Source organism: Streptomyces sp. NPDC007264 (assembly GCF_042869095.1).
Taxonomy (GTDB): domain Bacteria; phylum Actinomycetota; class Actinomycetes; order Streptomycetales; family Streptomycetaceae; genus Streptomyces.
The window spans coordinates 280,942-294,208 of sequence record NZ_JBIAFD010000001.1; the positions used below are offsets into that span (position 1 = coordinate 280,942).

The 13,267-nt window shown below is 76.4% G+C and carries 11 protein-coding genes; 3 read left to right on the forward strand and 8 right to left on the reverse strand.

What is annotated here, in order from left to right:
- The first annotated feature begins 15 nt into the window (after nt 1-15).
- From ACFYMU_RS01305 to ACFYMU_RS01315, 3 genes are all read left to right on the forward strand, one after another.
- Nucleotides 16-903 carry a universal stress protein gene (locus ACFYMU_RS01305; RefSeq protein WP_388366462.1) on the forward strand — a complete coding sequence of 296 codons (888 nt, stop codon included), beginning with the start codon at nt 16-18 and terminating at the stop codon, nt 901-903.
- 135 nt (nt 904-1,038) lie between these two features.
- Nucleotides 1,039-1,920, forward strand: a complete 882-nt coding sequence (locus tag ACFYMU_RS01310) for a universal stress protein (RefSeq protein WP_388366945.1) — start codon at nt 1,039-1,041, stop codon at nt 1,918-1,920.
- A 72-nt stretch (nt 1,921-1,992) separates the two neighbouring features.
- Nucleotides 1,993-2,523, forward strand: a complete 531-nt coding sequence (locus tag ACFYMU_RS01315) for a DUF4232 domain-containing protein (RefSeq protein WP_388366464.1) — start codon at nt 1,993-1,995, stop codon at nt 2,521-2,523.
- Between the two features lie 149 nt (nt 2,524-2,672).
- Here the strand turns inward: ACFYMU_RS01315 and ACFYMU_RS01320 are convergent, their stop codons facing one another.
- The 8 genes from ACFYMU_RS01320 to ACFYMU_RS01355 form a co-directional block, all read right to left on the reverse strand.
- Nucleotides 2,673-4,250: an NADase-type glycan-binding domain-containing protein gene (locus ACFYMU_RS01320; RefSeq protein ID WP_388366466.1), complete on the reverse strand. Its 1,578-nt coding sequence runs from the start codon at nt 4,248-4,250 to the stop codon at nt 2,673-2,675.
- Entirely contained in the window at nt 4,247-4,804 is a 558-nt protein-coding gene (locus tag ACFYMU_RS01325) for a phage tail protein (protein WP_388366468.1), read from the reverse strand. Before ACFYMU_RS01325 ends, ACFYMU_RS01320 begins: the two co-directional genes overlap by 4 nt.
- Nucleotides 4,805-4,835: 31 nt before the next feature.
- Nucleotides 4,836-6,794 (reverse strand): putative baseplate assembly protein, encoded by a 1,959-nt coding sequence (locus ACFYMU_RS01330; protein ID WP_388366470.1) that lies wholly within the window; start codon nt 6,792-6,794, stop codon nt 4,836-4,838.
- Nucleotides 6,794-7,246 (reverse strand): GPW/gp25 family protein, encoded by a 453-nt coding sequence (locus tag ACFYMU_RS01335; protein ID WP_388366471.1) that lies wholly within the window; start codon nt 7,244-7,246, stop codon nt 6,794-6,796. The genes ACFYMU_RS01330 and ACFYMU_RS01335 overlap by 1 nt, the downstream gene beginning before the upstream one ends.
- Before the next feature lie 73 nt (nt 7,247-7,319).
- A complete protein-coding gene (locus ACFYMU_RS01340) occupies nt 7,320-9,221 on the reverse strand; it encodes a VgrG-related protein (protein ID WP_388366473.1) in 1,902 nt (633 codons plus the stop codon).
- Complete coding sequence (locus tag ACFYMU_RS01345; protein ID WP_388366475.1) at nt 9,222-9,947, reverse strand: peptidase M23; 726 nt, start codon at nt 9,945-9,947, stop codon at nt 9,222-9,224.
- A 28-nt stretch (nt 9,948-9,975) separates the two neighbouring features.
- Complete coding sequence (locus ACFYMU_RS01350) at nt 9,976-10,401, reverse strand: phage tail protein (protein WP_388366477.1); 426 nt, start codon at nt 10,399-10,401, stop codon at nt 9,976-9,978.
- Between the two features lie 103 nt (nt 10,402-10,504).
- The gene (locus tag ACFYMU_RS01355) at nt 10,505-11,758 is read right to left on the reverse strand and encodes a hypothetical protein (RefSeq protein ID WP_388366478.1); all 1,254 of its coding nucleotides are present in this window, start codon (nt 11,756-11,758) and stop codon (nt 10,505-10,507) included.
- Nucleotides 11,759-13,267: the final 1,509 nt, after the last annotated feature.

Here is a 13,267-nt window from a genome sequence, read left to right on the forward strand (position 1 = left end):
GCGCGAGGAGGCGCGATGGGCGGTCTGGTGGTCGTCGGGGTGGACGGTTCGGCGTCGAGCCTTGCCGCGGCCGAGGTGGCGGCGGGGGAGGCACGGCGGCGGGACGCGGCGCTGCGGGTGGTCCACGCGTTCATGTGGCCGGCGCTGCACGTGCCCCTGGGGCCGTCGTCGTGGGGCCCGCCCGAGGGCGGGCTGCGGAACATGACCGAGCGTCTGGTCGCCGAGGCGGTCGAACGTGCCAGGGCCGTGGCGCCCGAGGTGGAGGTCACCGGTGGCGTCGTGACCGGTGAGCCGCTGACGGTGCTGGAGGAGCAGTCGCGGGCGGCGGAGCTGGTGGTCGTCGGGTCCCGGGGCATGGGCGGTTTCGTCGGACTGCTGGTGGGGTCGACGGCGGTGCACCTGGCCGCGCACGGCCGCTGCCCGGTGCTGGTGGTGCGGGAGCACCCGGAGGCGACGGGCCCGATCGTGGTGGGCGTGGACGGCTCCGCGGCCGGCGACAAGGCGGTCGACTTCGCCTTCGCCGAGGCCGCGCTCCACGGTGCCCGCCTCGACGCCCTGCACGCGTGGACCCCGTGGAACGCGCCCATGGCTCCGCCCCAGGACGCGTCGATGCCCTACGCGAACGAGCCGGGCGCGCTGGCCGAGGGCGAGGAGCGCCTGCTGGCCGAGACGCTCGCCGGGCGGCGGGAGCGCTATCCGAACGTGTCCGTGACGCAGCGGGTGGTGCGGGGCGCCACCCGTGAGGCCCTGATCGAGGCGAGCCGCGCGGCGCGGCTGCTGGTGGTGGGCGCCCGGGGCCGCGGTGGGTTCGCCGGCCTGCTGCTGGGGTCCGTGAGCCAGGCCGTACTGCACCACGCGCACTGCCCGGTCGCCGTGGTCCGCGGGGAGGACGAGCACCGTTGACCGCGGCGGCGCACCGCAGGCAGGGCCGGGTGGCCCCGGACATGGCCTGCTGGTCCCCTGGCCGGTGCCGGGCCGCGGGCCACAGGGTGGGGACCACAGGCAGACGTGAACAGGAACCTACTGGTGGAGGCAGAAGTGAGCGGTCCGGTGGTCGTGGGTGTCGACGGCTCGGCGTCCAGTCTGGCAGCGGTCGAGGTCGCGGCCCGCGAGGCCCGGCTGCGGGAAGCCGAGCTGCGGATCGTGCACGCCTTCGGCTGGCCCGCCGCCCATGTGCCGCCCGGGGTGGCGCCGTGGACACGCAGCGAGAAGGGCCTGGAGGCGATGGTCGAGGGAACGCTGGCCGAGGCCGAGCGCCGGGCGTACGCCTGCGCGCCCGAGGTCGTCACCAGCCGCTCCGTCGTGGTCGGCGAGCCGCTGATGGTGCTGGAGATCGAGTCGCGCACGGCCGCGCTGGCCGTGGTCGGCAGCCGGGGCCTGGGGGGCTTCGGAGGTCTGCTGCTGGGCTCGACGGCGGTGCATCTCGCCGCACACGGGCACTGCCCCCTCATGGTGGTCCGCGAACACCCCGAGCCGGCCGGCCCGGTGGTGCTGGCGGTCGACGGCTCCCCCGCAGGCGAGGCGGCGGTCGGGTTCGCGTTCGCCGAGGCCGCGCTGCGGTCCGCGCCCCTGCTGGCGTTGCACGTGTGGAACACCTGGAGCGAGCGGGCCTATGACGGCCCCGGTGACCCCCTGAGCTCGGTGGTCGTGGACATCGACGAGCTCCGCGAGGCGGAGCAGCGGCTGCTGGACGAGACGCTGTCGCCCTGGCGGGCGCGCTTCCCGCAGGTCGCCGTGGAGCCGCGTCTGGTGCGCTCCCGGATCCGGCCGGCCCTGATCGACGCGAGCCGGGAGGCCCAGCTCCTCGTGGCCGGTGCGCGCGGCCGCGGCGGCTTCACCGGCCTGCTGCTCGGTTCCGTCAGCCAGGCCCTCCTGCACCACGCCCACTGCCCCGTCACGGTGGTCCGCGGCACGGAGTGACCACCGGTTCCGAGGGGGCGGTGCCGCCGAGACACGGCCCGGGACATCCCGGGCCCGAACGCCGCCGAGCCGGTGACCGGCACCGCCGCGACGGCACCCGGCCCCCGCCGGGCACCCGGCCGCGAGACGCCCGCGCCGTCCACGAAGTACGCGGACTGCAAGGCGGACGGGCTCACCACCGCGGTCGAGCTCCAGGACGCGCGCGGGGAGACCCCCCGCCACTTCCTGCTGACCGTCACCAACAACCTGAGGACGCCGTGCGTCCTCAACGACGCGCCGATCGTGCGGCTCAAGGCCGGCAACGACGCCCCGATCGTCGAGACGCTCGGGGAGCCGGACACCGAGCCCGTCGTCGTCGAGGGGGGCGGCAAGGCCTACGCCGGTCTGTACGTCTTCGGGAGCGACGAGGGGGGCGAGGCGGAGTACGACCAGTCCGACCGCTTCACCGCGACCCTGGTCGCCGGCGATGGCACCGAGCGGGCGGGCACGCTCATCTTCGACCTGCCCGACGACCTCAAGACGGTCTCCGTCGACGACGCGGCGCGGGTGGACGGCTGGGGCGGTGCCGAGGGGCTTGTGATGCGCCCGATCAACCTGCTCTGAGAAGCGGCGCGATCGCGTGGCACCGGGTACGGGTGGCGCGGGGACCGCCGCGCCACCGTCGCCGGGAGCGGACGGCGGCGGTCCCGCGGCCGTCCCCGTGGGGGGACATCGCAGGCACCGCCTGTCCGCAGGCCCGGGGTGGCCCCGTGTCAGGAGGCGTTGGCGTTGGAGCGGCTGAAGAACTCGATCTCCGCGATGGCCACCTGCTTGCTCGCGGAGGCCGCGTAGGCCGACTCGACGGTGAAGCGGACCTTGGTGACGTCGCCGACGCGGAAGGCGCGCCGCTGGCCGCCGGCGCTCTGGTCCAGGGTCAGTTCCCGGTCGGTGGTTCTGCCGTCCTTCGTGGTGATCGTCGCCTTGATGCGGTGCGGCAGGGCCGACCGGGAGAGCTGGTCGGCACGGGTGGAGACGCCCGGTGTGATGATCAGGTCGAGCAGGCGGGTCGGCTCGTCGAACCGGGCCTCGATCCACTCGCCCTCGCCCGACTGTGAGACGCCGGGCCCCCACCAGGTGTTGTTGATCTTGTCGAAGGCGAGCTGCGGCTTGTGCCCGGGGTACGAGCGCGAGGCGCTGACCCCGTCCGGGGCGACCGGCGCGCGTTTGGCGAAGTGGTCGCGGGTGGCCTGCACGGCGGCCGGGGCGTTGGCACCGGCGAGCACCAGCAGGGTGAGCACGACCGCGGCCACCACCCAGGTGACCACGCGGTCGAAGGTGCGCCGCAGTCGCGGCCGGTCGCCCGCCCACGGGGCCTCACGGCGGCCGGGACCCAGCAGGCGGCGCCACCACGGCAGGCGCTCCGGTGACCGGTTCTCCCCGGCCATGGGCATCGCGCAGCGGGTACAGAAGTGCCGGTCGGGCCGGTTCGGCGTGGCGCACCAGGGGCACGGCACACCGTTCGCGTCGCCGTACTGGGGCTCGGGGGCGCGCACCTGCGGCCGGTTCGCGACCGGTCGCCCCGGCAGCACGGGGGCGACCTGCGGGCCCGCGGCGGGCCGGGCCTCCGGTTCGTCGACGGGGATCAGCAGGGAGCGGGCGCGGGCGGCCATCGTGTCGCCGGGCGCGGCGGCGGGCACCGGCTCGGTGGGGGCGGTCTCGTCGGGTGCGGGGGCCGGCCGTGCGTCCGGGGCGGACGCGGCGGCGACGGGTGGCTGCGGGACCGTGTCCGTATCGTCCGGCCCGTGGGCGGAACCGGTGGGCCGGGCACCGGGCCCGTCTCCGCCGGTGCGGCCGTTCCTGTCGGTGCGGCTGTCTCCGTCGGTGCGGCCGTCCCCGTACCGGGCGCCGCCTCCCGCCGTGCCGCCGGAGGTTCCGGTCGTCGCGGGGCCGTGACCGTCCGCGTCCGCGGACGCGGTGGTGGTGGCGGGCGTGGCCGGGCTGGGATGGCGCCGCCCCGCGGCCCCGGCGGCCCCGGCGGCCCCGGCGGCCCCGGCGGCCCCGGCGGCCCCCGCGGCCCCCGCGGCCCCGGTGGCCCCCGGCGCCCGGTCCGCCGCCTGCCCCGGCGCGCCGGCGGCCGTCGCGGGGGCACCGGCCGCGCCACCGTCCGCCCCGGCCGTCCCGAACGGGTCGGGGCCCGCGGCGTCGGACGTCCGATGCGGCTCCTGGCCCGCCCCGGCCGCCGCGCGCGCCGGTGCCCGGTCCGTCCAGCTGAGCACGGCACCGCACGCGTCGCAGAACGACTGGCCGGGTTCCGCCCGGGTGCCGCACTCGGCGCAGTTCTGGGTGGTCATCTCTCCTGGATCCTTTCGGCGGCGGTCACCTTGACCGTGTACGGCATGTGGGCGGGACGGGCGGCCGCCACGAGCGAGTCCAGGCGGTACGTGTCGGCGGGACCCGGGTCGGGCAGGCGCAGCGTGACGTGCAGATGGGGCCGGGGGTCGCCGGGGACCGGGCCGAGCGGGCGGGCGCTCCAGGCGGCGCCGCCGCTCTCGGAGATCTCCGGTTCCACGCCGAACGCCAGCCGCACCGCCTCGGTCAGACCGCGCCGGGTGCCCCGCACCCGGTGCAGATACGCGGCGGCGGCGACGGCGGCCCGCAGCCGGGGCTCCGGTTCGGTGCCGTCGGTCTCGGCGCCGACCCAGCCGGCCAGCCAGCGGGTGAAGTCGACCGGGGCCAGCGCCGGGTCGAAGTAGGCGGGCAGGCAGTCGAGCACGTTCAGGATCGGCGCGATCACCTCGTCGAGCCCGGCCACGAAGCGCTGCGCGAGGTCGTCGTCGGCGAACACCGCGGGCAGCATCGCGGCGATCGGGGCGGACGAGCCCAGCCCGTCGACGGAGCCCCTCATCCGTCCCCTCCCTGCGGCCGTCGCGGCGTGTTCACGAGCCGTCCCCGATCACCCGGACGCGGTGGTCGAAGGAGAACACCAGGGAGGGCGCCTCCAGGTCGATGCGGTCCGTCGGCTCGCCGCGCTTGCCCGTCAGCGGGTCGGCGGGGTGCAGCGTGACCTGGTCGACCAGTTCGACGCCCGGCACCCGCTGCAGCACCGCGAAGACCTCGCCCGACTGGACGGGCCGGCCGAACGGCCAGCCGCGGCCGTCCGCGCCGCCGGTCAGCGGGTCGAGGTGGCGGTAGAGGGCGTCGTGGGCCTGGCGGCGTACCCGGTCGGTGTCCACGCCGCGGAAGGCGTGCACGGTGGCGACCACGGTGACGCCCTGGTAGAACGGCGGCCCGACCGCCAACCGGGTCCCGATCAGGCGGCGTTCGTCCAGGTGGCGGGTGATCCGCTCCAACAGGGCGTCACCGGGTACGAGTTGCTCGAAGCGGAGCCGTCCGCCGGGGTCCGGCACCGCCTGCGGCACCACCAGCACCCGTACCGCGTACGCCCCGTGCTCGCCCTCGTCGCCCTCCAGACAGGTGATGCGCGCGGTCTCCGGGGCCGCCCGGCGGGCCAGTTCCTCGTAGTCGCGCAGGGTCACGGCGCGCTCCTGGGCGCGCAGCGTGATGGGCGCCCGGAGCTTGGCCTCCTCCACCGTCTCGCCGTCGACGCCGCCGCGCGCGGCCTCCCGGTTGACCACCTCCGAGACGTACGGGACGGAGGTGCGCAGCACCTGCACGGCACCGCGGGCCACATTGCCGGCGCGGCCGCCGCCGGTGCGGTAGCGGCGGGCACGGACGACCGCGCCCTTGGGGGCGACGGCGCCGTACTGGCGCAGGGTGCCGTCGGGTTCGCGCACGGACGGGCCGAACGCGATCTCGCCGGTGGCGGCGTCCAGGGTGATGTGCCGGTCGTGCGGTCCGGAGGCGGCGAAGTGCGGGACGACGCGCCAGTCCCGCCAGCCGTCGTGCTCGGCGGTCTGCAGCAGCAGCGGCGGGTCGTCGCCGACGACGGGCGCGTGCGCGAGCCGCAGCCGCTGACCGGGCAGCCCGGTGGACTCGCCGAGGGCCTCGTCGTACACCGTCTCGGCGTGCACGGCCGGCGCGGTGCCGCCGACCGTGCACGCGTCCGCGGAGCGCACGGTCGGGGAGGTGGTGTAGAAGGGCTGGCCGGGCAGGGGATCGGTGACGCGGCAGCGCAGCCAGCCCGCCTCCTGGCCGCCGGAGCGGGACAGCACATGGCCGCCGGGCACGTGCAGCACCACCTCGCCGGGGCGGTTCAGGCCGCCCGTGCCGTCCCGGTCGACCTCGCAGGTCTGCCAGCCGTCCTCCGTCCACGCCTCCCACACCAGCGGCGGCTGCCGCGGGTCGACGCCGACGCCGTCCACCCGGCTGTCCAGTTCCAGCGCGACCGCGCAGTGCGGCACGGCCGCGCTCAGCCCGAGCAGCAGGCAGTCGCCGGGCTGCGGCGCCTCCTCGAAGCACAGCAGGTCCTTGCCCTCGACGAGGTCGCTGGTCCGGTCGGTGACCGGCTCGCCCCGGTGCTGCACCACCAGGTGACGCAACGAGCTGGGCGCGACGGACAGTTCGCGTTCGGTGGCGAAGACCACCGCGTCCTCGCTCTCCGTGCGCACGGTGGCGACCTCGGTGCCCACCGGCAGCAGCACGGGCTCCTCCTGCGGCGCCGACAGCCAGAACGTGACGTCCGTACGGGCCGCCGAGGGCGGGAAGAGGGTGATGCCGACCAGGTCGAGGAACGCCAGGTGGTTCTTGTCCGGGACCCGGTTGAGCCGGTAGACGATCTGGTCGGCCATGTGGGCCACGGTCTCCACGAGCGTCACACCGGGATCGGAGACGTTGTGGTCGGTCCACTCGGGCGCGCGCTGCTGGATGTAGCGCTTGGCGTCGTCGACGAACTGCTGGAAGCGGCGGTCGTCGAGGTTGGGGGAGGGAAGAGCCATCAGCGGTCGCTTTCGGGGGAGTTGCCGGGAAGACCGTCGGAACCGGTCGTGCCGGGCTCCTCGTGGGAGGGGATGACGTAGAAGGGGAAGACCAGGCTGCGCGGGTTGTTGGTGCCGCGGATCGCGTAGCGGACGTCGATGTACAGCACGCCCTGTCCGGCGCCGGCGGTGACCTCGACGTCGGTGACCTCGATGCGCGGCTCCCAGCGGTCCAGGCTGGCGTGCACCTCGTGCTGGATGCGCCCGGCGGTGGCCTCGTTGACGGGGGCGAACACCAGGTCGTGGATGGCGCAGCCGAACTCGGGGCGCATCGGCCGCTCGCCCGGCGCCGTCGCCAGCACCAGCCGGATGGCCTCCTCGATCTCTCGCTCCCCGCTGACCAGGGCGATGCCCCCGGTGGGTCCGATGCGCAGCGGGAACGCCCACCCCGACCCGACGAACTGCTCGGCCATCAGACCTCCACCGGCCCTTCCCCGTGTCGTGAGGCGCGCGCACCGCGCGCAGCGGCCCAGACGCTCGCAACGGTCACAGCGGCACCGGCTTCCCGTTGATGGTGACCAGGCCCATGAGCGGCACGGAGACGGCCCGTACGCCCACGTTGGCCACGGAGTTGACCTGCACGCTGCCGCCGGCGCTGAGCATCGCGGCGCCCACCGCCTTCAGGTTGAGCGCGCCCATCGCGTCCACGGTCACCGCGCCGGTCAGCGACTTCACGTTGACGACCCCGCGCCCCTGGATGTCGAGCAGCCCGCCGCTCTTGATGGTCAGCTTCCGGGCCGCGCTGAGCGTGAGGTCCGTGCCCGCCTCCACCGACACCGACCGGCTGCCCTTGATGCTGACCGTGCCCCTGCTGTCGACGGTGATCTCGGTCTGCGTCCGGTCGAGGGTGATGACGAGTTTGTCGTCGCCGGTGGCCAGGCGCACGCCCTGCTTGCGGCGGCCGGTCTTCTGGCTGAGCAGGTCCATGCGGTTGCCGTCCCGGTCGGACAGCGTGTGCCGGGCCGCGCGGCGGCGCGCCCCGTCGTGCAGCGGCACGTCCTTGACCGGGGTCGGCACGTCCTTGCCGTTGTAGAGGCCGCCGATGACGTACGGGTGGTCGAGGGCGCCCCGGTCGAAGCCGACCAGGACCTCGTCGCCGACGTCCAGCGGGAAGATCGAGCCGCCGTCCTTGCCGCCCCACTGCACCACCCGTGTCCAGTCGCTGACGTAGGCGTCGTCGAGCCAGGGGAACTGCAGCTTGACCCGGCCCTGCTTGAGCGGGTCCTGGACGTCGGTGACGAGCGCGTTGACCATGCCGGGCAGCCGGAGCCCCTGCTGCGTGCCCCCGCCGGAGGACAGCCCGTACAGCGAGCGCCACTGCCGTCCGCTGACGGTGACCCACGCCTCGTAGTGCTTGCCGTCGCCGAAGACGTGCCGCACGGAGGTGGCGGTGTACTTGCCCTCGAAGGGGGCGCCGACGTCGGCGAGGGCGACGGGCAGGCCGGGCCGCAGCCGGGGCGTGCCGCGCGCCACGACCTCCACTTCGGCGAACGAGCCGGTGACGTCGTCGGCGAGGGCCTCGGCGGCGAACTTCACCTCCGACTGCCGGTCGTACGGCGTCTGCGCGTCGACCAGCTTCGCGGTCTTGAACTTCGCGGCCGCCGCGCCGGGCGTGGTGCCGATGCTGATGCCCGGGTTGGCGGTGGCGGGCGCGGTGGCGGTGAGCTTCTTCTTCGTGGTGACGTCCCAGCCGCGGGCCTCCACCGTGCCCACCTGCTCGGCGGCCGTGACCGCGGCCCGCAGCCGCAGGATGTCGTGGCCGGCCTCCAGCACGAACGGGCTCCTGTCGCCGGGCGTGCTCACGGCCGGCGCGCCGGACGCCGGGTCGGGCCGGACGAACTGGAACCTGCCCTTGGCGTCGACGGACATCACCATCTCGTTCTCGTCGGCGAGCCGGGCGAGGAAGTCCCAGTCGGTGACGTTGGCCTGGCTGATGAACTCGTACACCGTCTTCGTCGACTCGATCCGCCCGACCGGGACGCCGTCCTGGGCGGCCAGCCTGCGGGCGATGTCCGAGGCGCTCTGGTTGCGGTAGGCGGCCACCCGGCGGCGGCGCATCAGACGGTGGCCGTGGTCGTAGCCGCGGATGACGGTGAACGTGCCGGTGCCGTCGTAGTCGGCCTCCAGCCCGCACACCTCCCCGGTCAGCAGCGGGTCGGAGGCGCCCCGGCCGTCGGCGACGGGGGCCAGCACCACCGGGGTGCCGAACGTCACCCCCAGCTTGCCGAGGATCTTCCGGTACGGGTCGCGGAAGGTCAGCCGGAAGGCGGCCGGCACCCCGAGACCCTGGTCGACCCAGCCGTCCACCAGCAGCGGGGCGTACTCCGGCGGCAGCGGTCTGCCGCCGAGGGTGACCTGGATGACGCTGGAGTAGGCGGACTGCACCATCTAGAGACGCACCTCCTCGGCGGCGGGCAGCACCAGTTCGATCCCGGCCGGCAGCCGGGCGGGGTCGTCGATGCCGTTGGTCTCGGCGATCGCCCGCCAGGCGGCCGCGTCGCCGTACTCGCGCCAGGCCAGTGACTGCAGCGAGTCGCCCGCCACCACCCGGTGCACCCGCTGCGCGGTCAGCGCGCCCGAGGTCGGGTTCTGCCCCTTGGTCCGGCTGGGGATCTCGTGCAGCCGCACCTGGCAGGTGGCGCGGATCGGCACGCCGGTCGTCCCGAACAGCGAGTAGGTCGCCTCGACGCTGCTGACGTAGGCGGTGAAGCGGGCCGTGGAGAACGACCCCCACTGGAACACCACCCACGGCGGCGAGGGCTGCTTCGCGGCGATGCTCTTGGCGGTCACCTCGCAGCACTCCAGGAGCGACTCCACCTTCTTCAGCACGGAGTTGCCGCCCGGCTCGTCGGAGGAGTCCAGGAAGATCTCCACCGTCATCTCGCGCGGTTCGGGGCCCATGAACTCCGGCACCGCGCCGTCCCGGACGGCCGCCGTCGGCGTCACCTTCCACTGGGCCCGGCGCCCCAGCGACAGCTGAGCGGGGTTGAAGTCGAACGCGAACGACTTGATCAACCCGCCGGGCGTGGTGCTGGAGCCGACCGGCGGCTCGTGGATCGCGAGGGTCGCGCGGACCAGGCTCTTGCCGGCGCCGCCCTTGTTCCCCTTGGCCATGACAGTCCTTCCTTGCGCCGTGGGCCGCTCAGTCCGTGAAACCGTGGTGGGTGATCTCCAGGACCTCCGTGGCGACGCCCGGACTCGCCGGGTCGAGGGAGGGTCCCTGCCAGCTCACCGGCAGCACGTCGATCAGCCCCCACCGGGCGACCTCCGACCCGTCCGCGCGCAGTGCCGCGATCTGGGCGGTCGGGCGGGTCACCCCGGTGGTCACGGACGAGATCCACTTGGCGACCTTGGCGGTGTCCGGGGTGAGCGGCCGGGTCAGCCGGATGGTGGAGAACGTGACACGGGAGGGGAGCTGCCAGACGAACCCGTTGTTGCCGCCCTCCTGGCGCTGCTCGATCTCCACCGTGGACGACAGTCCCTCGCACCCGTTGAAGTAGCCGAGGCTCTCGCCGTCGATGGTCAGGGTGAAGAAGATGGTGGAGCCCGGGTCGAGATCGCGGGACATCGAGGGGCCTTTCGTCGGGCGGGTGGTGCCGGATGCTGCGGGTGGTGCCGGATCTGCGGGTGGTGCCGCGGGTCGCCTGCGGGTTCGGTGCCGGGATGGTCAGTCACTGCCGGGGGTCGCGGAGCCTGCCGATCCGCTCCCGGTCCAGCCGCAGCTCGGTGCGCAGCAGGCGAGTGATCCGGCCGGTCAGCCGGTGCGTCAGCTCGTCGAGCTGGAAGTCGGTCAGGGCTCGGGGGTCGAAGCCGCCCCGGGGCACCTCCGCGTACGCGGGCGGGGGCGGCCCGGGGTGGTACGGCGGGGGGCTCCCGGGCGGCGTGGGGGCCGGCGGAGGAGCGGGGGGCGGGGGCGGCCGCCCGGGGCTGTACGGCGGTGGGCTCCCCGCGGGGAGCGGGACCGGAGGAGAGCCGAGGGGTGGGGGCGGCGGCCCCGGAGTGGTACGGGTGCCCGGTCTGCGCTGGACCGGGAGGGCACCGGTGGGCAGCGGCGCCGACGCCGGGGCCTTGGTGACGTCGGCGTGGGGCGCGGCGGGTCCGGCGGTGTGGGGCGCGGGGGGCCCGGCGGTGTGGACGGGAGCCGCCAACGGCGCGGTGACCGGCGGCAGGCGGCGTTGTACGACGGGGGCGGCGGGCCCGGCCGGCGCGGGACCGCCCGGCTGCCGGGGCCCGGCGGCCGCGGGGCGCGGAAGGACGACGGGCCTCGCCTCCGCGCCGGGCGCGGTACGACGCAGCGGTACGGCCGCCCGCACCGGGCGGTGCGGGGCGGGGGGTGGTACGACGGTCGGGGCCGGGGAGGGCGCCGGCCCCGGCCCCGGCGTGCGCACGGTGGGCGGGGCGGGCCGGGCGGCGGGGGACGTGCGGGGGTGCGTGGTCTTCATGGGCGGTGTGGTGGAACCCGGGGGGACCGGAGCGGCGGGCGGCAGCGGGATGCGGGCCGGTGGGGCGGTGGGGTGCGGGGGTGGCGGCGCAGCGGCCGGGTGGGCCGGGCCGCCGCGGGGCGCGGTGGCGCGCTGCACCGCGGTGGGAGTGCCTCCGGGCACGCCGAGCGGCGCCGCGTCCGCGGGGACGGCGGGCAGCGGGGCACCGAGCAGGGGGCGTGCGTGGACCGCGGCGCTGTCGGTGGCGCCCCGGACCGGGGACACCGGCTCCGTCGCCGGACGTGGCGTCGCGACGGCCGCCGTGCCGGACACGGGTGGGCGCGGGGTGCGCGCCGCGACCCGCTGCACGGGGACAGCGGGAGCGCCGAGACCCGGGCGGCGCCGGGCGACCGGCATGCCGGGGGAGGCCCCCTGGACGCTCGGCGCGGAACCGGCACGGTGCGCGTCCGGGGTTCCGGAACCGGGGGCGGGCCCGTCCGGCACGGCCGGTCCTGACGCCGGTGCCCCCACGGGCACAGCCGAACGCTGCACCCCGACCGACGGACCGTCCCCGCCGGGGGCGGAGCCGGTGGTGCGGGCGGGAGCCGGGGAGGCGTGCGCGGCGGGCGGCCCCGCCGAGGGCGAGGGCGGCGCCCCGCCGACGGGGCGGGAGACCGCCGGGCCGAGCCCCGCGCGCTGCACGGTGCGTTGCGTGGGCGCCGCCGGGGAGGCATCGGCGTGGCCGGCCGCGGACACGCTCCGAACCGGGGAGAGACCGCCCCCGGAGGCGGGGCGGCTCGCCGCAGCGGACGAATCCGCGCCGCCGGACGGCCCCTTGGCGCCGGGCCGGCCCGGAACCGGCGCCACGCTGCGGGTCGCCGCGGCGGACGCCGGTGCGCGGGAGACCGTGCCGCCGGTGCCGCCGGTGCCGCCCGTGGCGGGGCGGGTCCGGGGCACGGCACCGCCCGACGGCGGCGTGGCTCGGCGGACGGCCGACGCCACGGCCCGCTGGACGGGTGGTACGGCGGTGCTGGGTTCGGGTTGTCCCAGGGTGGGCTGGACGGGCGGTACGGCAGTGCTGGGTTCGGGTTGTCCCAAGGTTGGCTGGACGAGCGGCACCGCAGTGCTGGGTTGGGGCTGTTCCAGGGCCGGGTGGACCGACGGCACCGCAGGCTGACGGGCGGGCGACGCCACGGCGCGCTGGACCGGCGGTGGGGAGGGAGACCGCCCCGGCTCACCCACGGGCCGGTCGGCCGGTACCGGAGCGGCGCCGGTGGCCGGAGCCGGAGCCGGGACGGACGCCGGCGCGGCAGCCGGGACCGCCCCCGTGCCCGGGCGGCCCGGACCGGGCCCCTTGCCCGGGTCCGGGTGCTCAGCGCCCGCCGTGCCGGTGCCGCCGGTGGCGGGACGGGTCCGGGGGACGGCGGCACCGTGCGACGGCACCGCGGCCCGGCGGACCGGTGACGCCACGGCCCGTTGGACCGGCGGTTGCCCGGTCTCGTGTGCCGGCTGTCCGACGGGCTGTCGGGCCGACGGTACGGCAGCCCGTGGGGCCGTCGGTGGTGAGGTCTGTGGGGTTGCCGGTGCGGTGGCCCGTCGGGTCGAGGGCGGTGCGGTCTGCTGGGCCGGTGACGCCGCGGTCCGCTGGACCGGCGGTGGCGCACTCCCGCGTACCGGCCGTCCCGCGGGCCCGTCGGCGGGCGTCGGAGCGGCGCCGGTGGCCGGTGCGGCAGCCGGGACGACGGCCGGTGCGGCGGCCGACCCGGGGGCCGGTGCAGGCGCCGGGGCCCCTCTCTCCGGGCCCTTGCCCGGCACCGGGCCAGGTCCAGGTCCCCTGCCGGTGCCGGGTCCGGGTCCGGACCCCGGCCCGGTGCCGGTCGCCGTGTCACCGCCGCCGGTGTCCGTGCCCCGGCCTCGGTCAGAGCCGTGGCCGGAGCCGGGCGTCGCGGCAGCGCCCGGCGGGACGCGGGCGGGCAGCGTGCGTCGTTGCAGCGGTGCGGTGGACGACCTCGT

Bases quoted from the DNA above. Each gene is read 5' to 3' on its own strand.
- ACFYMU_RS01305 (WP_388366462.1), top strand. From the start codon at position 16: ATGGGCGGTCTGGTGGTCGTCGGGGTGGACGGTTCGGCGTCGAGCCTT.
- ACFYMU_RS01320 (WP_388366466.1), bottom strand. From the start codon at position 4,250: ATGACCACCCAGAACTGCGCCGAGTGCGGCACCCGGGCGGAACCCGGC.
- ACFYMU_RS01325 (WP_388366468.1), bottom strand. From the start codon at position 4,804: ATGAGGGGCTCCGTCGACGGGCTGGGCTCGTCCGCCCCGATCGCCGCG.
- ACFYMU_RS01330 (WP_388366470.1), bottom strand. From the start codon at position 6,794: ATGGCTCTTCCCTCCCCCAACCTCGACGACCGCCGCTTCCAGCAGTTC.
- ACFYMU_RS01335 (WP_388366471.1), bottom strand. From the start codon at position 7,246: ATGGCCGAGCAGTTCGTCGGGTCGGGGTGGGCGTTCCCGCTGCGCATC.
- ACFYMU_RS01340 (WP_388366473.1), bottom strand. From the start codon at position 9,221: ATGGTGCAGTCCGCCTACTCCAGCGTCATCCAGGTCACCCTCGGCGGC.
- ACFYMU_RS01345 (WP_388366475.1), bottom strand. From the start codon at position 9,947: ATGGCCAAGGGGAACAAGGGCGGCGCCGGCAAGAGCCTGGTCCGCGCG.
- ACFYMU_RS01350 (WP_388366477.1), bottom strand. From the start codon at position 10,401: ATGTCCCGCGATCTCGACCCGGGCTCCACCATCTTCTTCACCCTGACC.